An 18,547-nucleotide genomic window follows, 5' to 3' on the forward strand; every position below is an offset into this window, starting at 1 on the left:
CGATGTCCAGCCTTCGCCCCTCACCGATCACGCCGACCGTCGATTTCGACCGCGACGGCGTGCAGCACGGATTCCTGCGGCTGCCTTACAGCCGTGACGATTCGGCCTGGGGATCGGTGATGATCCCGATCTGCGTGATCCGCAACGGCAGCGGGCCGAGCGCATTGCTCACCGGCGGCAATCATGGCGACGAATATGAGGGGCCGCTGGCGCTCTACGATCTCGCCCGTATGCTCGATCCGAAGCACATCAGCGGCACGGTGATCATCGTGCCGGCGATGAACTATCCGGCGTTCCGTGCCGGCACCCGCACCTCGCCGATCGATAAGGGCAATCTGAACCGCAGCTTTCCCGGCCGGCCCGACGGCACGGTGACCGAGAAGATCGCCGATTACTTCCAGCGCGAACTTTTGCCGCGCACCGATATCGCGCTCGACTTCCATTCCGGCGGCAAGACGCTCGACTTCGTGCCGTTCTGTGCCGCCCATATCCGGCCCGACAAAGTGCTGGAGGCGAAGGGGTTCGCGGCGGTCGAAGCGTTCTCGGCGCCGTGGTCGATGAAGATGCTGGAGATCGATGCGGTCGGCATGTTCGACACTGCCGCCGAAGAGATGGGCAAGCTGTTCATCACCACGGAGCTTGGCGGCGGTGGCACCTCCCGCGCGGAAACGGTGCGGATCGCTCGTCGCGGCGTGCTCAATGTGCTGCGCCATTGCGGCATTGTCGCCGGTGCGGTCGAGATGCAGCCGACCCGCTGGCTAGACATGCCGTCGGGCGATTGCTTCTCGTTCGCCGAGGACGATGGGATGATCGAAACGTTGATCGATCTGAGCGAGCCTGTCGAAGTGGGCCAGGTCCTGGCGCGCATCCACTCCATCGGCCGCACCGGTGCCGCACCTCAAGAGATCAGGGCAAGAATGGGCGGCATGCTGGCCGCGCGGCATTTCCCCGGGCTGGTCAAGGCGGGCGACTGCACCGCAGTGGTCGCCGTGCTGGTCGATTGAAAGCAGCCGCAGGGGCTCGGCTCTTGGATTAAGGCAGCTTCATTTAATAGCGCGGCGTCGAGGGGCGCGCGGAAATTTCTCGAGCTCCGCTTTGGCAATGCCGGCGACTTCGGCGTCGCTGAGATAGCTACCGCCGCGGACTTCCTTGAGGAAGCCCAACAGCGCCTCGACCCGCGCATCCCTGACCGCCTTTTTGCAGCACGGCGAGATTGCCCCACCCCCGGCGCCCGAGCCGGGGCACTACGCTCGTTGGCGGTCTGCGAAACTGCTTGCGACCGTGCTACTCGATAAGCAGCAAGCCGCGCTTTTTGTCGCCATCGCTGTCGATTGTGTTTATGGCTGAAAACAGGCGCTCACGCTCGATCAGCCAGGGCTTGTAGTCCTCGTTTACGTCGAGGACGAAGACCATGTCCTCGGCCTCCAGATATCCTCCGACTGGGGAAAAATGGCCAGCGCCGGCGCCGAAAATCTTCTCACGGGTGAAGTTGACGATGTAACGGCGGCCGGGATCGTTGGCCCGCTTCATGTGCTCGCGAAACGCATCAGCGCTCAGATTCCGAAGCACGGAAACCTTCCGCCTGGTGTTCGTTCGAGCGACCTCGGCAAGCTCGTCCAGCGTGAGCCCGATGACGCAAAAGCCTGTCCAGCACTTTCCGGTTCCGGCGAGGACTTCGGCTTCGGTTGTCTCCTCCTCGCCGATGGAGCGGAATGTGTTTGCGACACTTGCCGGGCCGCACCTTGATCCGTTTGATTGCCATGTGACGTCGGCATTGAAAGTGGCAGCCACGGGGAGCTTCCAGGCGCTGTCAATCAATTCAGGGGTGCGGATAACCGATGACTGGATTGCATCTTGCGAGACTCTGGACTGGCCAGCAATCAAAAGTGCGCTGCCGCCCAGCAGGCCGACGACAATCACACCGAAAGCGAGACTGCGCTTCATTGCTGAACCTCGGAGGCAGCAACAGGACAATGAAGAAAAGGCACCGCAACGTCAATCAGCGCCGCACCCGGCCAATCAGCCATCCGGTGATCTCGCGGATCGCTCGGCGATCACAGGACCTTCTGCCGGAACTTCGAATGACAGCTTGAGCAATCCTGCAGGATAAGATGTAGGAGGTGCTCGGCGGGAGCCTTGGCAGGATCGGCTTCTGCCGCTGCCGGCCGCTTGCCAAGCAGGCTGCCGCCGCCCATCGCCGGGCCGGAACCCATCCTCATGTCGTCGGTGATACTGGCGGGCGCCCGCTCGGCCTTGGCGGCCAGTGTGCTCGCCAGCGTCCCGATGTGACGGGCCAGCGCCTCGAATTCCGAACGGGCCTGGTCGATTTCCAACCTGGCGCCCGAAGGCGGACCCAATGTCGCGCTGGGAAATTCCGCAATGAGGGCAGGGCCGGTGCGGGTACGAATCGTCCCGGCCGCCGCCTTGAATGCCACAGCGTCATAGGCCAGCTTGCCATCGAACATCCCGGCGATCGTCTTTGCGGCAGCGGCCATCTCCTTCATCGAGGACTGGCGCGTCGCGACGATTGGGTCAGGTCCGGCCGCGGCCACCACCGCGGAGGCGCAGGCAAGCGACAGCATCACCGCGGCGGCGGTCCATTTCACTGAACCACGCCCTCTCCCGCCAATTCGTCGATGATCGGGCAGTCCGGCCTCTCGTCGCCGTGACAGTGCTCGACCAGATGATGCAGCAGGCCGCGCAATCCCACGAGTTCGGCGATCTTCCTGTCGATCTCCACCAGCTTGGCTTCGGCGATAGATTTGACGTCGGCGCTCTCGCGGTCCTTGTCTTGATAGAGCGACAGCAACTGGCGGCATTCGTCGACCGAAAAACCCAGGCTGCGCGAGCGCTGCAGAAACCGGAGGCGGTGGATGTCGGCTACCGAATAGTCGCGATAGCCGTTGTCTGTCCGGGACGGGCGCAAAAGCCCGATGTCCTCGTAGTAGCGTATCGTCTTGGACGGCAGCCCGGATTTCTCGGATGCAATGCCAATGTTCATGATGAAAATCTCCGTTCGCAAGGAAAATAGACCTTCCAGCAGCTGGAAGGTCAACCGCCCGAGGGTGATTTTCACGCCGCAGCCGCAAACTCGAGCGGACGGAGACGTCACCCGCTCAAGGCAGGAGACGCTGCGTCAAATGAGAGCACTGGGTCTTGGATGGTATCGATCAGGCAGGGAACTTCGCCCGGAAGGAGCGGGGTCGTTAGCGCGGATAGCTGCTAGGCCTGCGGACCCCATGTGGGTTCCAGAGCCGACCCAAGTAACTGCCTACTCACGCGTCGGATTTCGCTAAAGGCGAATCCTAACGCAGGCCAAGGAAGCTAAGTATCGCTATTACGATAACGATGGCCCCGACCAGCCAGATGATATTGTTCATGACAGCTCTCCTTGTCTTTACCGCGACCCTTACGCAGCTGGCCATTGTTCCCAAAATTGGGCTTCAAGCCGGCAGGCATCGGGGAAGCCCGCGCCTCTGGAAGAGCGCGGGCCAACCGGCCCCGATCCAGCAGCCAATATCCGGGAGATATTCGCTGTCATCCTACAACTGTTAGTGGGCGCTAGTGTTCCATCGATCAGCAAAAAGGCCGTGCCCGGTGAGGGCCGGACGCAATGGGGCCTCGGCCCGAAGCGCGGGCTCCTGGTGGACGCCTCGAAAATGGAGCCTATGTTCCTAGTACCGGCGAACCTCAGCATCGCCCGGCAACAGTACATGCTGAACCTCGGGATGAAATCAATTCTCAGAAACGTTCATCGAACAACACTCAAACCTGATGTCCAACATCTGGTGCCGATGACCAAGCAACCTCCGGCGGTGGCCCCAAATTTATACCGTGCACGCGCCGAGGAGACAGAATATGCCGGCCAAAGCGTATATCAACCGGATCGCGACAGCGGTGCCGGAGCACGAGGTTCATCAATTCTATCTGCGTTTCGCGGCCTCCATGCTTGCGGCCGATCGCCGAAGAATTTTTAAACGCATGGCTGACCTTGCCGGCATCGAGCACCGCTATTCCTGCTTTGCACCTGCCAGCGACCCCGAAGGACCGTCAGCAGACCTGGCCGGGAGGTTCATCCGGGGCGCCTTTCCTGGAACGGCCGAGAGAATGGCAATGTTCGGAGATGCCGCACCTGTTCTGGCGAAAAAAGGCGTCGAGGGATTAGAGCTTGGTGGCGGCGTTTCCCGCATCACCCATCTTATCGTTACCACCTGCACCGGTTTTTCAGCGCCGGGCATCGACCTGGAGCTGGTTGCGCGATGCGGCCTACCGGAAAGCGTTGAACGCACGATGATCGGGTTCATGGGCTGCTACGCGGCGATCAATGGCCTCAAGCTTGCCCGCCACATCGTCCGCTCCGACCCGCAGGCGAGGGTCCTGCTCGTCAATATTGAACTTTGCACGATGCATCTGCGGGAATCCAGCGGGCTGGAACAGCTGCTGTCGTTCTGCCTCTGGGGCGACGGCTGCGCGGCTGCGCTCGTCACCGCCGAGCCGCACGGCATCGAGCTCGAAAGCTTTTACTGTATCGTGGCGAACGAGCGGCGGGATCTGATGAGCTGGAGCATTCGCGACCACGGCTTCGAAATGGTTCTTTCCGGCCAGGTTCCGGCAGCGATCCATGAGGCGTTGCGGAGCAACCAAGATGCCATCCTCGGCGACCGGCCGACCGAGGCGATCGACCTCTGGGCCGTGCACCCGGGTGGACGTTCGGTTCTCGACGCCGTCGAAAGGGCCCTGAAGCTTGCACCCACAGCGCTGGAGCCATCGCGCGAGGTGCTGCGCCAGTACGGAAACATGTCGTCCGCGACCGTCATGTTCGTGATGAAAGAGATGTTGAAGGCGCCATCAGGCCAACTCGGCTGCGGCATGTCGTTCGGACCCGGGCTGACGGCCGAAACCATGCTTTTCCGAACGGTGTCATGAGCGGCCTGGAGCAGCGCCAGCTTGAGCCGGAAATCCTCGACGGACTTGCGGGCGACGATCCGCGAGCGCTTGCCGCGCGCCGCGACCTCCGTCGCATCAACGCCCTGATGTTTCAGGCGAGGATCATGGCGTCGCTGCTCCGGAAATTTGTGCCAAGGCCGCCACGCCGGATTCTGGAGATCGGCGCCGGCGATGGCTCCTTCATGCTGGCGATAGCGCGGCACATGGCCGGGCATTGGCCTAGGGTCCAACTGGTAATGCTCGACCGCATCGACCTCATCACCGCGCAATTGCAAGGTGATTTTGACAGGCTGGGATGGACGGTCGAAGGCGTCACCGCCGATGTCTTCGACTGGGCGAGAAAGAATGAGGGCACGCGGTTCGACGCGATCACCGTCAATCTGTTTCTGCATCATTTCGACGATGCCGAGCTCGTGCGTCTGTTTTCGCTGATGGCGCCGAAGGCCCCGCTGCTGCTGGCGACAGAGCCGTTGCGAGCGAAACTGGCGTTGGCCGCGACGCGTCTTCTGCCGGCAATCGGCGCCAATGACGTGACCCGAAACGACGCGGCTCAAAGCGTGCGTGCCGGCTTTCGCGGCAGCGAGCTTTCCGGTCTCTGGCTCGCAGCAAACGGCAAACCGGTCGAGGAACGGCGCGCCGGCCTTTTTTCCCACATTTTTGTCGGCGCCAGCGCCGGTGATGACCTATGACGCGATTGTCGACCCATGACGCGATCATCATAGGCGCCGGCCCGGCGGGCACGTCCGCCGCGCTGACGCTGGCCCGGCGCGGATGGGCCGTGGCTATTGTGGAAAAGAGCGTGTTCCCGCGCCGCAAGGTCTGCGGCGAATACATCTCGGCAAGCAATCTTGCGCTTCTGGACCAGCTGGAAATCGGCGATGCCTGGCGTGCCAATGCTGGCCCCGAAATCCGCCGCGTCGGCTTCTTTTCCGGCGATGCGAGTGTCGAAGCACCCATGCCTCGTGCAAAAGATGGGCCTCGTGCAAACGATGAACCTTCTGCCAACCCTGGCTTCGGCCGGGCGCTCGGCCGGGATATTCTCGACTGTCTGCTTTTGCAGGCGGCGCGATCGGCGGGCGTAGAAATCTTTCAGCCTTGCCGCGCCGTCGCCATCGATCGGGATGGCGAGATGCAAATGGTGCGAATTCAAGCCGGGAACGAAACGACGATGTTGCGTGCGCCGGTGATTGTCGCCGCACACGGCTCCTGGGAACCAGGACCGCTGCCCAGCCAGCTCGGGAAGACCAACCGCCCTTCGGACCTGCTCGGCTTCAAGGCGCATTTCACCGGGTCGTCCCTAGCGCCTGATTTGATGCCTCTGCTGGTGTTTCCTGGCGGTTATGGCGGCATGGTTTCGGCGGATCATGGCCGGCTGTCAATTTCGTGCTGCATTCGCCGCGATATGCTCGCACGGTTGCGCAAACATCCTAAACACCAGAGCCATTTGTCGGCGGCCGACGCGGTCTCCCGTCATCTGATGGAATCGTGCCGGGGTGTCAGGGATGCCCTGGAGTCAGCTCACCCCGACGGTTCGTGGCTTGCCGCAGGTCCGATCCGGCCGGGAATTCGCTCCTGCTACGAACGGGACATCTTCCGCGTCGGCAATGCAGCCGGAGAGTCTCATCCCGTTGTCGCCGAGGGCATCTCGATGGCGCTTCAGTCCGGCTGGCTGCTGGCCTGCGAACTCGCATGCGCGCCAGACCGCGCGGCAGGGCGTGAGGCTGCCGGCAGACGCTATGAGGCGGCCTGGAAAAAACTATTTTCGACGCGGGTCTACGCCGCTGCAGCGATTGCTGGAATTGCCCTTCGCCCCGGTAACGCCACCTTGATGGCGGCAATTATCCGGAATTTTCCGCAGGCACTGACATTGGGCGCGCAATTAAGCGGCAAGACAAAGCCGGTTCCCGGCTTTGTCTAACAAGTGGTGCGGCGCACTGCGCAAACGAAGGCACTACAGCGTGCTCAACAAGCGCTAGCTCCGTCACTTGGGGCAATTCTCCATGTCCGAAGTTGCAGTGCCACTGGCGGTATTCGCATCGGCGCCTGCCGTATCCTTACACCGGTCACCCATGCCGTCAGTGCCTGTGGTTGTTGAACCGGTTACGTTTGGATCGGCAGGAGTTGCGTTATCGGTGCCGGGAGCCATAGTGCCAGTGCCTGTCCCGGTGCCCGCTCCCGGATCGCTGGTGCCGGATCCTGTGCCGGTTGATTGCGCCATCGCCGAAGTGGCAAGGGCGATGCTGAGTACGGTTGCAGAAAGAATTTTCTTCATGATCGGTCTCCATTCGAGTTGCCTCGCTGATTGCGATGATTATCCAACGAGCGTTTTTTGGAGTTGTTCCGTCAGACAGAAATTGTGATTGAGCCGATGACATCCAAGCAGCAATGCTGGCGAAGCAGCGAACGAGCCGCAATCTTTTTTCGGTTTCGATGGAACAAGATCCGCCAGCCACGGTTGGAAGCACAGTCGTTCTACAGCGACTGGAAAGCCGTTCGCACGGCATTCGGAAAAGGCCCTGCGCTTCCTCCCCGCGGGGCCTTTTCTGTTGCTGCAGGAACCTTCATGGAGCCTGGAGCGCACCCGGAACGGCCCGGCTAGCTGCGCCATTGAATGCTGTCGTTCACGGCTCGTCGATATCTTGCTTCGAGGGGTTGCGCGAGATGGCGCGTTCCTCTTCGTCGTCCGGCAACGCCTCGTCACTTTCCTGGTACGGATTGTCGTCGTCTTCCTCGGGCAGTTCAGCCTCCTTCTCGAGGTCGTACCGGATGTCGCCGTTTCCTGGCACGCTGTCTGGCATAATTTCGCCGCCTTTAATCGCGTCCCAGTCCTGCTGTTCGATTGTCGGGCCTTCGGATGGATCGTCCGGTTTTCTGCGCGGTGCCATCAGAGCTCTCCTATGCATTGGTTGCTGATATGCCTAACTCCGCGGACCGCTGCGTAGTTCCTCGACCGAACCGGCGGACCGCCTTACGGCGTAAGGCGGGTTGCGCAATACCGCCCGGCAAGCCACTAGGAACTTGCTTGACCTCTAATATAAGGGCAAACTTGGAAACGGGTGGAGGGAAAACGGCTCAAAAACAATCGGGAGGAAAGCCATGAACAGCATGAGCCTCACCACGCTTGAACGCAGCAAGACCACAGTCGATGCCGCGGCCCTGGACGCGCTTTCGGCGCAATTGCGCGGCACCGTGCTGAGGGAAGGCGACGCCGCCTATGACGAGGCACGCAGCATCTGGAATGCCATGATCGACCGGCGGCCAGGGATGATCGTGCGCTGCGCCGGTGCCGCCGACGTTATCGCCGCCGTGAATTTTGCCAGGGAAAACAGGCTGCTCGTCGCGGTTCGCGGCGGCGGCCACAACATCGCCGGCAGCGCCGTCTGCGACGGCGGCCTAATGATCGATCTGTCGCCGATGAAGTCGGTGCGGGTCGATCCGGCGACGCGGCGGGCATGGGTGGAACCTGGCGCGACGCTCGCCGACGTCGACGCGGAAACACAGGCCTTTGAACTGGCGGTGCCGACCGGGATCAACTCGACCACGGGCATTTCAGGCCTGACGCTGGGCGGCGGCTTCGGCTGGATCACGCGGAAATTCGGCCTGACCATCGACAATCTTCTCTGCGCCGATGTGGTTACCGCCGACGGCAAGCTGCTGCGCGCCAGCGAGACCGAAAATCCGGACCTGTTCTGGGCGCTGCGCGGCGGCGGCGGTAATTTCGGGGTCGTCACGGCTTTCGAGTTCAAGCTCCATCAAGTCGGTCCGCAGGTGCTGTCGGGGCTTGTCGTTCACCCCTTTGCCGATGCCGAAAACGTGTTGCGGGAGTACCGAGCGGCGCTCGAAGCAGCGCCCAATGAGCTGACCTGCTGGGTGGTCATGCGGCAGGCGCCGCCGCTGCCGTTCCTGCCGGCCGAATGGCATGGCAAGGAGGTGCTGGTCCTGGCCATGTGCTATTGCGGCGACCTTCAGGAGGGCGAGAAAGCGACGCAAAGGCTTCGCGCCATCGGCACACCGATTGCCGATGTTGTCGGCCCTAACCCGTTCACCGGCTGGGAGCAGGCATTCGATCCATTGCTGGCGCCCGGCGCCCGAAACTACTGGAAGAGCCACGACTTCACCGAGCTCTCCGACAGCGCGATCGAGGTTATCACGGCCGGGATACCGGGACTTCCGGGGCCTGAATGCGAGATATTCTTCGCCCATGTCGGCGGTGCCGCGGGCCGCGTGACAGCGGATGCAACGGCGTTTCCGCAACGCAGCGCGCATTTCGTCATGAATGTCCACGCCCGCTGGCGCGAACCGCAAATGGACCGCGCCTGCATCGACTGGGCGCGCAGTGTTTACGACGCGACCAGGCCCTATGCCGCCGGCACGGCCTATGTGAACTTCATGCCCGAGGACGAGGTCGACCGGGTCGAAGCAGCCTATGGCGGCAACTATCGGCGACTTCTAGAGATCAAGCAGCGTTATGACCCGCTGAACCTGTTCCGCATGAACCAGAATTTGCGCCCGGCGGAAGACCTGCGCGCCGCATAGCGTCATGCAATGACAAGGCCCGCGTCTCCGACGGAGAACGCGGGCCTCGTTGCGCGCAGACGATCACGGGTGATGCGACGCTCAGCTGACGCCCGCCCAGGCAAGGTCTAGTCCTTTCGGTTTCTTGACTCGGTTGGCAAAAACGGGCAGCAAAGCCTTATACGGAGGACATTTCCACCATTTTCATAGTCGTGGAGGGAGCTTTTTTGATATCGACCTTCGCCCAATCGGCGATCGGTAGAGGGATTGGTTAACCAAGTTCGTCCATCTTTTGAATCAATCGGCAACAGACGCGAAGCGTGCAGGGGGCACTAGGCGACTGTGATTGTGACGGCTGCGAGCCCCGCATGCCGCAAGGCCGATTGAGGTTGGTTGTATGGCGTTTGTGCGTTTGAAAAGCCGGGGTGATAATCCTGATACTGGATTGACTTCGATGAGGCCCGGCCTGCGCTGGGTCGCGATTCCCGTTGTTGGCGTTGCGATCGCTCTGTGGTCGGTGGCGACCATGGCCGGCCTCCATTCGATGGGAACCTCGCTCACCGCTGCCTCCAACAGTCTTCCGCAAAGCCTGCTCGCGCCGCGAACCATCGCGCTCGCCGATCGCTCGCTTCCCAATTCATGGGCCAGTTCGTGGGCGCCGTCACTGGCAAGCCGACAGCGTCAGGCGTCCCTGCTCAGCCGATGCGATGCCGGTTGCGCGCAGGCTGCCGCGAGCTTCGTGCATGAAGGCAAGTTGGCGCGTCTAAAGCCGTTAGCGAAGCCGAATACCGTGCCTGTTGTCGCAAAAATCTCGCCCCAAGCGCGCTTCGACAGTGTGGTGGCGAAAGCCGCGTTGTCGCCGCAAAAGCTCGCTGCTGCCTTCGCCCACGTCACCGCGGCACCTCCTATGCTTGCCAGCCTTCCGGCGGCCGGGCGCGCTGCGGAGCCGGTGCGCCGGCCCGATCAGCATGGTCCCGCGGCCGTGCGCTTCGGGCCCGAGATTGCGGAATCCCAACGATCCTCCCGTCTGGCGCTGGCGCTTGCGAATGCATTGCCGGGAGAGATGATCGACGTGCTGCCCCCAGCTGTTGCGGCAAGCGAGCCTTCTATTCCACAGGAGCCGCAAGAGGGCGAGGTGCAGATGGCCTCGCTGCCGCCGCAGGACGAGATGCCCGACAGCGTCCCCTTGCCGACCTTCCGCCCGCGGGCGGAAATCGATCAGTCAGACGAGGCGCCCGGGGTCGAGGCACCCAAGGCCAAAGCGCCCAAGGTCCAGGCATCGAGGGCCGCCAAGGTCCAGTCTCAGTCATCCAAAGCGAACAAGGTGCAGACCGCCGACGCTCCACAGGTCGAGATACCCCGGGCGCCAGTCTTGTCACCGAGGAGTTCGTCACCGGCGGCGATGCCAAGCATGCAAGCCAGCCGGGGCATGCAAAGCAGCCCGGGCATGCAACGCAGCCCGGGCATGCCGGCCAAGCGGTCGAAGGCCAAGGCCGCAGACATGCTGGCCTATGCCAAACCCGACAGCCCGGCGGGCGGCGGGGTCTTCCGCAACCTGTTTAACAAGCCCAGTATGGGCAGCGGCGTCGCCGTCTACGACATCTCGGCGAAAACCGTCTATATGCCGGACGGTTCGCGGCTCGAGGCGCATTCGGGACGAGGCTCGATGGCCGACCAGCCGCGCTACGCCAACCTGAAGAATGTCGGCCCGACACCGCCCCACACCTACGATTTGAGGCTGCGCGAATCGCGCTTCCATGGGGTGGAGGCGCTGCGTCTCATTCCCATCGATGGCAAGAACAAATACGGCCGCGACGGCTTTCTTGCCCATACCTACCTGCTGCGCGGCGGCCGCGCGGAATCGAGCGGCTGCGTCGCTTTCAAGGACTATGCCCGTTTCCTCGCCGCCTTCAAGAAAGGCAAGATCAAACGTCTCGTCGTGCGCGGCTAACAAGCCGCTGATGCAGGTCGCGTCGGAAGGGACGGGAGCCTGAGCCATCTGTGGCGGCGCAGAATGAAAGCCGTTCTGTCGCGGTCCTTCGTGCCCCCCTCTGTCCTGCCGGACATCTCCCCCACAAGTGGGGAGATTGGCAGTTTCGACGCTCCGCTCGTTCCTGCAACGCTGGCGATTTGCGAAAGCCGGCGTGACATCCAATCTCCCCCAGGTGGGGAGCGCTGTCCGCCGGCATCGCCGGATTTCCGACCGATTGTCAGCAGCCGGCCTCGAAGCCGTTTTCATTCCCGGCCGAGGATACTATGACTGGTGGTACTGGGGCGGCGGCTTCAACCGATCAAAGAGGGTGTTATGACTATACGCGCTGTCGTTTGGGGCGAGAATATCCATGAGCGGACCAATGAGGTGGTCGCGGGGATCTACCCCGAGGGCATGCACGCAACGATCGCCAACGCGCTGAAGCTCGACCCCAGCATTTCCGTGTCGTGGGCGACGCTCGAGCAGCCGGAGCATGGCCTGCCGGCCGACCGTTTGGCGCAAACCGATGTCCTACTGTGGTGGGGACACAAGGACCATGGCGCCGTCGCCGACGAAGTCGTCGAGCGCGTGGCGCGCCACGTCTGGGAAGGCATGGGACTGATCGTTCTTCATTCCGGCCATTTCTCGAAGATATTCAAGACGCTGATGGGCACGCCCTGCACGCTGAAATGGCGCGAGGCCGGCGAGCGTGAGCGGCTCTGGGTGACGAGCCCCAACCACCCGATCGCTGCGGGGGTCGGCGAGTATTTCGAGCTCGAGAACGAGGAGATGTATGGCGAGCAATTCGCTGTGCCGGAGCCGCTGGAAACGGTTTTCATCTCCTGGTTCCAGGGCGGCGAAGTGTTCCGGTCGGGGCTGACCTATCGCCGCGGCGCCGGCAACATTTTCTATTTCAGGCCCGGTCACGAGACCTATCCGACCTATCACGACGCCACAGTCCAGAAGGTGCTGCGCAATGCGGTGAAATGGGCGCACAACCCGCAAGGCTCGCATCCAGCCATCCTCGATGCGCCGAACGTGCCGGTGGAAAAGGCGCGCGAGCCGATCGTCGAGCGCGGCGGAAAACTCCATGCCGAGGGCGAAGCCGGTTTTCGCTAGACCGCTATCCCGAACCTTAGGTTCTGGAAATCCACGGTCAAACAACAAGATAAAGCCCCATCCTAAGGATAAGAATCATGCGTCTCCTTATACTCGGCACCGGCTGGATGGCGGAAGAGCACGCCAGGCAGTTCGGCAAGATCGAGGGCGTCGAACTGGTCGGCGCAGTCGATCTCGACCGCGCGCGTGTCGACAAGTTTTCGGACATCAACGGTATCCCCAACCGGTTCGCGTCGCTGGAAGACGCGCTCGCATGGGACAAGTTCGACGCGGTGGCGAACGTGACACCGGATCGCATCCACCATCCGACCACCATGATGCTGATCGCGGCGGGCAAGCCGGTGCTGTGCGAAAAGCCGCTGGCCGAAAATTATCAGAGAGCCAGCGAGATGGCCGATGCCGCCGAGCAAGCCGGCATCATCAACATGGTCAACCTGACCTATCGCAACGTCGCCCCGCTGCAGAAGGCGCGCACCATGGTGCTTGCCGGCGAAATCGGCCAGGTCAGGCATGTCGAGGCGTCCTATCTGCAGAGCTGGCTGGTTTCCAAGTTCTGGGGCGACTGGCGCACCGATCCGAAATGGCTGTGGCGGCTGTCGCGCGGCCATGGCTCCAATGGCGTGTTGGGCGATGTCGGCATCCATATCCTCGACTTCGCCAGCTATGGTGCGGCGCTCGATGTCAATCATGTGTTCTGCCGCCTCAGGTCCTTCGACAAGGCGCCGGGCAACCGGATCGGCGAGTACGAGCTGGACGCCAATGACAGCTTCACCATGGCGCTGGATTTCAGCAATGGCGCCTTCGGCGTCGTTCATGCCAGCCGCTGGGCAACCGGCCACCTCAACGAATTGCGGCTGCGCATCTATGGCGACAAGGGCGGCATCGAAGTCGTGCACAATCTGAATGGCTCGGAGCTGAAAGTGTGCATGGGCGAGGACATCGAGAACGCCAAATGGCAGGTTCTCGATGCCGGATCGGTGCCGACCAACTACCAGCGCTTTGTCGATGCAGTGCGCAACGGTGTTCAGGCGGAGCCGTCGTTCCGTCATGCGGCCGAATTGCAGAAGGTGCTCGACCTCGCCGTCGTCTCCAACGAGAAGAGGGCTGAGCTCAGGGCCCATACCGAAACCCAGTGATGTCGTTCGCTCAAAGGAGCCAGCCATGGTGACGCGCCGCGCCGAATGTTCCTGCGGTCAGCTGTCCGCCACCTGTTCGGGCGAGCCGGTACGCGTCTCCGTCTGCCATTGCCTGGCCTGCAAGCGGCGCACGGGCAGCGCGTTCAGCTTCAACGCGCGGTTTGCGGAGAATGGTGTGTCGATCCAGGGACGAGCGGCGGAGTTCACGCGTCTTGGCGACGAGGGCGGCCGTGTCACCTACAGCTTCTGCCCGAATTGCGGCACCACCGTCCATTATCGGATCGATGTCCAACCCGGTCTGATTGCCATTCCGGTGGGCGCTTTCGCCGACCCATCGTTCCCGCCGCCCTTCCTGTCCTTCTATCACGACAGCCGGCGCTGCCAGTGGGTCGAGGTCCGCACTGAGCCTCTGGCGACGTTTGGCTGAAGCCGCTGGCCACCTTCGGCTGACGTTTTTGGACGGTTCAGCCTGCTGATCCAGGGCGAGCCAACGATCGCTTGTTCGATGAACCGGAACCGTCCACACTCTCCACGCATTCGATGGATTGTGAACACGATGACTTCCAACAATGATCCGGGCAACAATGATCCGGGCAACAATGATCTGGGTGGATCACCGGCAGGCTGGACGATCGAGCTCGGAGAGTCGCCTATAGTAGGTACAGCTATCCACAGCGGCACCGACGTTGGCAGGGCTTGTCGATCGCTCATGTGTCTCTCGGATCCCGACCGGCTTCGGGAAGAGGACCCGTTCACCGAGCGTTTCATCGCCGATTTTCCTACCCAGATCATCGTTCATCGGTCACGCTTCCAAGTGGATCTGAACCGTGCGCGAGACGCTGCGGTCTACCGGTCGCCGGACCAGTCCTGGGGCCTGAAAGTCTGGCGAGAGCAGCCGGACGAGGCCATCGTAAAGGAGTCTCTCTCCTTTCACGACGCCTTCTACGGTGAGCTGAACCGTGTCCTTGCCGGTATCGAGAAGCGCCATGGCAGGTTCGTTCTCATCGACGTCCATAGTTATAATCACCGGCGCGACGGACGGGAGGCTATGCCTACGTCCCGTGACGTCGCGCCCGACATCAACATCGGTACGTCTTCCATGGACCGCGAACGCTGGGCACCGGTCGTCGAAGCTTTCATCGAGACGCTTCGCGGCCAGCGTCTCAACGGCGAGCCGATCGACGTGCGCGAGAATGTGTCCTTCCAGGGCAAGGGCGAACAGACCCGTTTCGTCCATGCCAATTTTCCGGAAACCGGGTGTGCCATCGCCGTCGAGTTCAAGAAGATTTTCATGGACGAATGGAGTGGCGAACCCGACTGGGGAACAATCGAGCGGCTGCGCGCCATGCTGGCGTCTACGGTGCCCGTCCTGGAGTCGGCGCTGCGGGCCATGCGATGAAGCCCAAGCTCGTTGAGCCCGCGCCTCCATTGGCGCAAATCGAATCGGACCTGGACGCGCTTTTGCGGGACGGCAAGCCAATCCGCCGAGATTTCGGCAATGGCAACCGTTTGCACATGGATCGGCCGCTGCCCTTTCTGTGCGTCCATGTTGGGTCGCATCAGGATGCGGCATTCCATGCCGTCTCCGCCAACGCGTCCTATCTGATCGCGGCCGACATCGGCCTCGCCGGCGAGGCGGCGCGGCTGGTGGTGCGAAGGCTGCGCGATCACTGCGGCGCCTTCCTCATGCTGGACATCGGCGAGTTGGCGGAAGACCGGTTCCTGACCGAGGATGTTCCGTTCCTGCCGCCCTTCGAGATTGCGCTGGCCTGCGGCGACACGGCGGCGGAGAAGGCGGCACTCAAGCGCTTCGCCACCGCTTCGTCCGCACGCGAAGCAAAATACCGCACGCCCCGCGTCGCCGAACTCAACCCCACGACACGCGCCGAAGCACGGCTTCTGGATGATCTCGGTGATGCGGCGTGCCTGACGGTACGCTTCGCACCGATTTACCGGATGCCTGGCACCAAGCGCGTCTACCCCGAACTCCACGACCTTGTAGTCGCCAACATGGTTGATTCCGCGCTTCAGGCCGTCAGCGCCTTCCTGAAGGCATCAAGGCTGGAACAGCCGGCAACCCATCGTTCGCTGGGGCGGCGCGCCTATATCGACGCAGTGGTGCGCGCTGATCGGGCGATCGACAACGTCGCGTCGACATTCGATTTTCTGCTTGCCGTCACACCGATCAATGCCGAACCAGCCTGGCTGGAGTTCCAGGCAGGCGCCTTCGAGCGTGTGCCCGCACTGCTCTACAGGCCGCTCGAGTTCGAGGTCGCCGGCCAGAAACGGAAGCTCTATTCGGTCTCGCTCGATCATCTGGAAGATCCGCTGCTGACCACGCTGCTCTCGCAAAAGCAGCAGGAACTCGATCTCCAGCTGTCGATGCTCGCGGCGCGCGAAACGCCCCGCTTCGTCGAACTCGGACGAGCACTCTATGGCAGCGTCGAGCCGAGCCTGGCGGCGAGGGCACGCACTGTTCTTGAAAGGCTAACGCCAGTTGCTTCGGCGGCCCGGCAGACGGGCCTGGGTGCCGACGCCGTTGCCGCGGCCGCGCGAGACATGATCGCCGGCTACCGGGCAGCCTATCCCCAATTCGATGCCTCTGTGGAGATCCGCGGCGACCTGCCGGCCGGCCTCCTCGTCTCTCGAAACCGGCTGCTGGTTTCACGCGATACCAACGTTCCACCGGAGCGTCTGACTGCGCTGCTCAGTCACGAGATCGGTGTCCATCTGCTGACCTATTTCAACGGCGAGGCGCAGGGGCTCGCCATTTTCCGCAACGGGCTCGCCGGCTATGAGGGCATGCAGGAGGGACTGGCCGTGCTGGCGGAATATCTGGTCGGCGGCATGACCGCAGCGCGGTTGAGGCTGATCGCGGCCAGGGTTATCGCCTGTCAGGCGATGCTCGACGGAGCAACATTCGAGGAGACCTTCCGCATCCTCCACAGGGATTTCGGTCTCGAGGATCGCAGCGCCTTCAACGTCGTGCTGCGTGTCTTTCGAGGCGGTGGCCTTGCAAAAGACGCCATCTATCTGCGGGGCATGGTGCAGGTCCTCGATCATCTGAAGGACGGCGGCAGCCTCACGCCGTTCTGGATCGGCAAGATCTCCGCCGCGCATTTCGGAGCGATCCAGGAACTCAACGTGCGCGGCTTGCTGCGGCCGCCGCGCCTCGAACCTGCGTTCCTCTCTTCCGACGCGGCGCGTCCGCGCCTCAAGAAAGCGATGAAGGGAATGGGTCCGATCGATATGGTTGAAACTTAAGCGGAGTCTCCTCGATGCGCATTGCGTTCTTTGTCAATTCCATTGAGAGCGAGACGCCCGCCTACACGACGACAGCGTTGGCGATGGCCGCCGTCCAGCGCGGCCATTCCGTTGTCTATGTTGAACCAGGCGACTTCATACTGCGTCCGGATGACGGTCTGGCTGTCAGCGTAGCGGTTCTGCCGGATGCTTCCTACAAGACGTCCGACAGACTGTATGCTGCCCTGAAGGATGCAGCGAAGCAGAAAAAGACTTTGGCCATAAGCGATATCGACATTGTGTTTCTGCGCAACGACCCGTCTCTGGACGCCACCGATCGGCCATGGGCCGCCAACGCAGGCGTTATGTTCGGGCGGCTCGCGGCGGAACGCGGCGCGATTGTCGTCAACGATCCGGATGGTCTAGGGCAGGCACAGAGCAAGCTCTACCTTCAGTCTTTTCCTGAGGCGGTCAGGCCGGCAACCCTGATATCGCGCAATATCACCGAGATCCGCGCATTTATCGACAAACACTCGAAGGGCTGCATCGTCAAACCCCTGCAAGGGTCGGGTGGCAAGAACGTATTCCATATCGCAAAGCCTACCGATTCCAACCTCAACCAGATTTTCGAAGCGGCCAGCGGTGACGGCTATCTCATCGCGCAGGTCTACATTCCGGAGGCCAAGGCTGGTGACGTGCGTCTTTTCCTGATGAACGGTCTGCCGCTGGTGCGCGACGGCAATTACGCAGCCTTTCGCCGCGTTCCAGCCAAGGGCGACGTCCGGTCCAATATCCATGCCGCCGGAACAGCCCGCAAGGTCAAGGTAACGGGCACGATGTTGGGCATTGCCGAGATGGTGCGCCCCAAATTAATCAATGACGGCATGTTTCTGGTTGGGCTCGACATCGTCGGGAACAAACTTCTGGAGATCAACGTCTTCACGCCAGGCGGGCTGACACGGCTCGCCGTTATGTACAAAACGGATTTTGCCACAAGCGTCATCATTGCGCTGGAGGAGAAGCGGACGCTGCGCCAAGCCTATGGAACGACCATGACAAATTCGCGGCTGGCGACGCTCTGAGGAGCGCAAGCAAGCCGCGATCTGACCCATAGGCGACCTTCCTGAGGAGCTGACCCAGCAGCGGCTTTGCGCCTCATGTCGGTCATTCCAGCGGTCCCCCATCAAAAGCGGACATCGACTGGGGCTCTATGCCGCCACCCAGCCGGCGCGCTGAACCTGATTGCTGAACGAGGTCCTTCGGCGGCAATAGGAGGGGTATATTGTAGATCGAACAATCTTGGGCTGATCGTTTATCTTGGCCGATCGTCGAAGTGATTGAATCGAGTGTTACGCTCGAGATCACAAACGGAGAGGAGCAGGTCATCACCATAAAATCGTGCGGTGAAGGCCAGCACGGACATTGCCTGCACAACGCAGAGATATTTCATATGGCATTTGGCTGTGCCGAGAGTGTGGCGATTTGGTTGATAAGGACACGTCATCTCACAGTCCAGATCAACTGCGACGATGGAAGTGATCACTACACGACCAGCTTCGAATGTCCGTTTCCCACCCGTCTCAGCCACCGGCGGCAGCCTGCTGTTCGAGTCTGG

At 61.9% G+C, this 18,547-nt stretch carries 17 protein-coding genes; 12 read left to right on the forward strand and 5 right to left on the reverse strand.

The annotated features are described in order from the left end of the window. Window positions 1-2: 2 nt before the first annotated feature. On the forward strand, window positions 3-1,004 hold the full coding sequence (gene doeB / locus ACWUKX_RS26165; RefSeq protein WP_456009657.1) for a N(2)-acetyl-L-2,4-diaminobutanoate deacetylase DoeB: 1,002 nt from the start codon (window positions 3-5) through the stop codon (window positions 1,002-1,004). 280 nt (window positions 1,005-1,284) lie between these two features. Here doeB and ACWUKX_RS26170 read toward each other — a convergent pair whose 3' ends face one another. From ACWUKX_RS26170 to cueR, 3 genes are all read right to left on the reverse strand, one after another. Next, window positions 1,285-1,944 carry a phytochelatin synthase family protein gene (locus tag ACWUKX_RS26170; protein ID WP_456009658.1) on the reverse strand — a complete coding sequence of 220 codons (660 nt, stop codon included), beginning with the start codon at window positions 1,942-1,944 and terminating at the stop codon, window positions 1,285-1,287. A 110-nt stretch (window positions 1,945-2,054) separates the two neighbouring features. Next, window positions 2,055-2,606 carry a cytochrome c gene (locus ACWUKX_RS26175; protein WP_456009659.1) on the reverse strand — a complete coding sequence of 184 codons (552 nt, stop codon included), beginning with the start codon at window positions 2,604-2,606 and terminating at the stop codon, window positions 2,055-2,057. Continuing rightward, window positions 2,603-3,001 (reverse strand): Cu(I)-responsive transcriptional regulator, encoded by a 399-nt coding sequence (gene cueR, locus ACWUKX_RS26180; protein WP_095518800.1) that lies wholly within the window; start codon window positions 2,999-3,001, stop codon window positions 2,603-2,605. Before cueR ends, ACWUKX_RS26175 begins: the two co-directional genes overlap by 4 nt. An 857-nt stretch (window positions 3,002-3,858) precedes the next feature. On the opposite strand from cueR, the gene ACWUKX_RS26185 reads away from it, so the two are divergent. From ACWUKX_RS26185 to ACWUKX_RS26195, 3 genes are read left to right on the forward strand one after another with little or no spacing between them, the layout of a single operon-like run. After that, window positions 3,859-4,926, forward strand: coding sequence for a type III polyketide synthase (locus ACWUKX_RS26185; RefSeq protein WP_456009660.1), 1,068 nt, complete (start codon window positions 3,859-3,861; stop codon window positions 4,924-4,926). Continuing rightward, complete coding sequence (locus ACWUKX_RS26190; protein WP_456009661.1) at window positions 4,923-5,636, forward strand: methyltransferase domain-containing protein; 714 nt, start codon at window positions 4,923-4,925, stop codon at window positions 5,634-5,636. Before ACWUKX_RS26185 ends, ACWUKX_RS26190 begins: the two co-directional genes overlap by 4 nt. Next, window positions 5,633-6,865 carry an NAD(P)/FAD-dependent oxidoreductase gene (locus ACWUKX_RS26195; protein WP_456009662.1) on the forward strand — a complete coding sequence of 411 codons (1,233 nt, stop codon included), beginning with the start codon at window positions 5,633-5,635 and terminating at the stop codon, window positions 6,863-6,865. The genes ACWUKX_RS26190 and ACWUKX_RS26195 overlap by 4 nt, the downstream gene beginning before the upstream one ends. Before the next feature lie 63 nt (window positions 6,866-6,928). On the opposite strand, the gene ACWUKX_RS26200 is transcribed toward ACWUKX_RS26195, so the two are convergent. Together ACWUKX_RS26200 and ACWUKX_RS26205 are read right to left on the reverse strand one after the other, a co-directional pair. Then, a complete protein-coding gene (locus ACWUKX_RS26200; RefSeq protein ID WP_456009663.1) occupies window positions 6,929-7,219 on the reverse strand; it encodes a hypothetical protein in 291 nt (96 codons plus the stop codon). A 349-nt stretch (window positions 7,220-7,568) separates the two neighbouring features. Further along, window positions 7,569-7,832: a hypothetical protein gene (locus tag ACWUKX_RS26205; RefSeq protein ID WP_189522409.1), complete on the reverse strand. Its 264-nt coding sequence runs from the start codon at window positions 7,830-7,832 to the stop codon at window positions 7,569-7,571. A 211-nt stretch (window positions 7,833-8,043) separates the two neighbouring features. Here ACWUKX_RS26205 and ACWUKX_RS26210 point away from each other — a divergent pair, with 211 nt between their 5' ends. The 8 genes from ACWUKX_RS26210 (at window position 8,044) to ACWUKX_RS26245 (ending at window position 18,014) form a co-directional block, all read left to right on the forward strand. Next, complete coding sequence (locus ACWUKX_RS26210) at window positions 8,044-9,483, forward strand: FAD-binding oxidoreductase (protein ID WP_456009664.1); 1,440 nt, start codon at window positions 8,044-8,046, stop codon at window positions 9,481-9,483. 505 nt (window positions 9,484-9,988) lie between these two features. After that, a complete protein-coding gene (locus tag ACWUKX_RS26215; RefSeq protein WP_456009665.1) occupies window positions 9,989-11,413 on the forward strand; it encodes a tlde1 domain-containing protein in 1,425 nt (474 codons plus the stop codon). A gap of 354 nt (window positions 11,414-11,767) precedes the next feature. After that, the gene (locus tag ACWUKX_RS26220) at window positions 11,768-12,553 is read left to right on the forward strand and encodes a ThuA domain-containing protein (RefSeq protein WP_456009666.1); all 786 of its coding nucleotides are present in this window, start codon (window positions 11,768-11,770) and stop codon (window positions 12,551-12,553) included. Window positions 12,554-12,630: 77 nt separating this feature from the next. Next, window positions 12,631-13,689 carry a Gfo/Idh/MocA family protein gene (locus ACWUKX_RS26225; RefSeq protein WP_456009667.1) on the forward strand — a complete coding sequence of 353 codons (1,059 nt, stop codon included), beginning with the start codon at window positions 12,631-12,633 and terminating at the stop codon, window positions 13,687-13,689. Window positions 13,690-13,714: 25 nt separating this feature from the next. Beyond that, the gene (locus tag ACWUKX_RS26230) at window positions 13,715-14,116 is read left to right on the forward strand and encodes a GFA family protein (RefSeq protein ID WP_456009668.1); all 402 of its coding nucleotides are present in this window, start codon (window positions 13,715-13,717) and stop codon (window positions 14,114-14,116) included. Window positions 14,117-14,245: 129 nt separating this feature from the next. Next, window positions 14,246-15,088, forward strand: coding sequence for an N-formylglutamate amidohydrolase (locus ACWUKX_RS26235; RefSeq protein ID WP_456009669.1), 843 nt, complete (start codon window positions 14,246-14,248; stop codon window positions 15,086-15,088). Continuing rightward, window positions 15,085-16,953 carry a flavohemoglobin expression-modulating QEGLA motif protein gene (locus ACWUKX_RS26240; RefSeq protein WP_456009670.1) on the forward strand — a complete coding sequence of 623 codons (1,869 nt, stop codon included), beginning with the start codon at window positions 15,085-15,087 and terminating at the stop codon, window positions 16,951-16,953. The genes ACWUKX_RS26235 and ACWUKX_RS26240 overlap by 4 nt, the downstream gene beginning before the upstream one ends. A gap of 14 nt (window positions 16,954-16,967) precedes the next feature. Further along, on the forward strand, window positions 16,968-18,014 hold the full coding sequence (locus tag ACWUKX_RS26245) for a glutathione synthetase (RefSeq protein WP_456009671.1): 1,047 nt from the start codon (window positions 16,968-16,970) through the stop codon (window positions 18,012-18,014). The last annotated feature ends 533 nt before the right edge of the window (window positions 18,015-18,547 follow it).

The sequence above is a fragment of the Mesorhizobium sp. f-mel genome (assembly GCF_053850215.1).

Coding starts and splice junctions, on each gene's coding strand:
- ACWUKX_RS26220 (WP_456009666.1), top strand. CDS start 11,768: ATGACTATACGCGCTGTCGTTTGGGGCGAGAATATCCATGAGCGGACC.
- ACWUKX_RS26235 (WP_456009669.1), top strand. CDS start 14,246: ATGACTTCCAACAATGATCCGGGCAACAATGATCCGGGCAACAATGAT.
- ACWUKX_RS26200 (WP_456009663.1), bottom strand. CDS start 7,219: ATGAAGAAAATTCTTTCTGCAACCGTACTCAGCATCGCCCTTGCCACT.
- ACWUKX_RS26170 (WP_456009658.1), bottom strand. CDS start 1,944: ATGAAGCGCAGTCTCGCTTTCGGTGTGATTGTCGTCGGCCTGCTGGGC.
- doeB (WP_456009657.1), top strand. CDS start 3: ATGTCCAGCCTTCGCCCCTCACCGATCACGCCGACCGTCGATTTCGAC.
- ACWUKX_RS26195 (WP_456009662.1), top strand. CDS start 5,633: ATGACGCGATTGTCGACCCATGACGCGATCATCATAGGCGCCGGCCCG.
- ACWUKX_RS26205 (WP_189522409.1), bottom strand. CDS start 7,832: ATGGCACCGCGCAGAAAACCGGACGATCCATCCGAAGGCCCGACAATC.
- ACWUKX_RS26190 (WP_456009661.1), top strand. CDS start 4,923: ATGAGCGGCCTGGAGCAGCGCCAGCTTGAGCCGGAAATCCTCGACGGA.
- ACWUKX_RS26230 (WP_456009668.1), top strand. CDS start 13,715: ATGGTGACGCGCCGCGCCGAATGTTCCTGCGGTCAGCTGTCCGCCACC.
- cueR (WP_095518800.1), bottom strand. CDS start 3,001: ATGAACATTGGCATTGCATCCGAGAAATCCGGGCTGCCGTCCAAGACG.
- ACWUKX_RS26240 (WP_456009670.1), top strand. CDS start 15,085: ATGAAGCCCAAGCTCGTTGAGCCCGCGCCTCCATTGGCGCAAATCGAA.
- ACWUKX_RS26215 (WP_456009665.1), top strand. CDS start 9,989: ATGGCCGGCCTCCATTCGATGGGAACCTCGCTCACCGCTGCCTCCAAC.
- ACWUKX_RS26225 (WP_456009667.1), top strand. CDS start 12,631: ATGCGTCTCCTTATACTCGGCACCGGCTGGATGGCGGAAGAGCACGCC.
- ACWUKX_RS26210 (WP_456009664.1), top strand. CDS start 8,044: ATGAACAGCATGAGCCTCACCACGCTTGAACGCAGCAAGACCACAGTC.
- ACWUKX_RS26185 (WP_456009660.1), top strand. CDS start 3,859: ATGCCGGCCAAAGCGTATATCAACCGGATCGCGACAGCGGTGCCGGAG.
- ACWUKX_RS26245 (WP_456009671.1), top strand. CDS start 16,968: ATGCGCATTGCGTTCTTTGTCAATTCCATTGAGAGCGAGACGCCCGCC.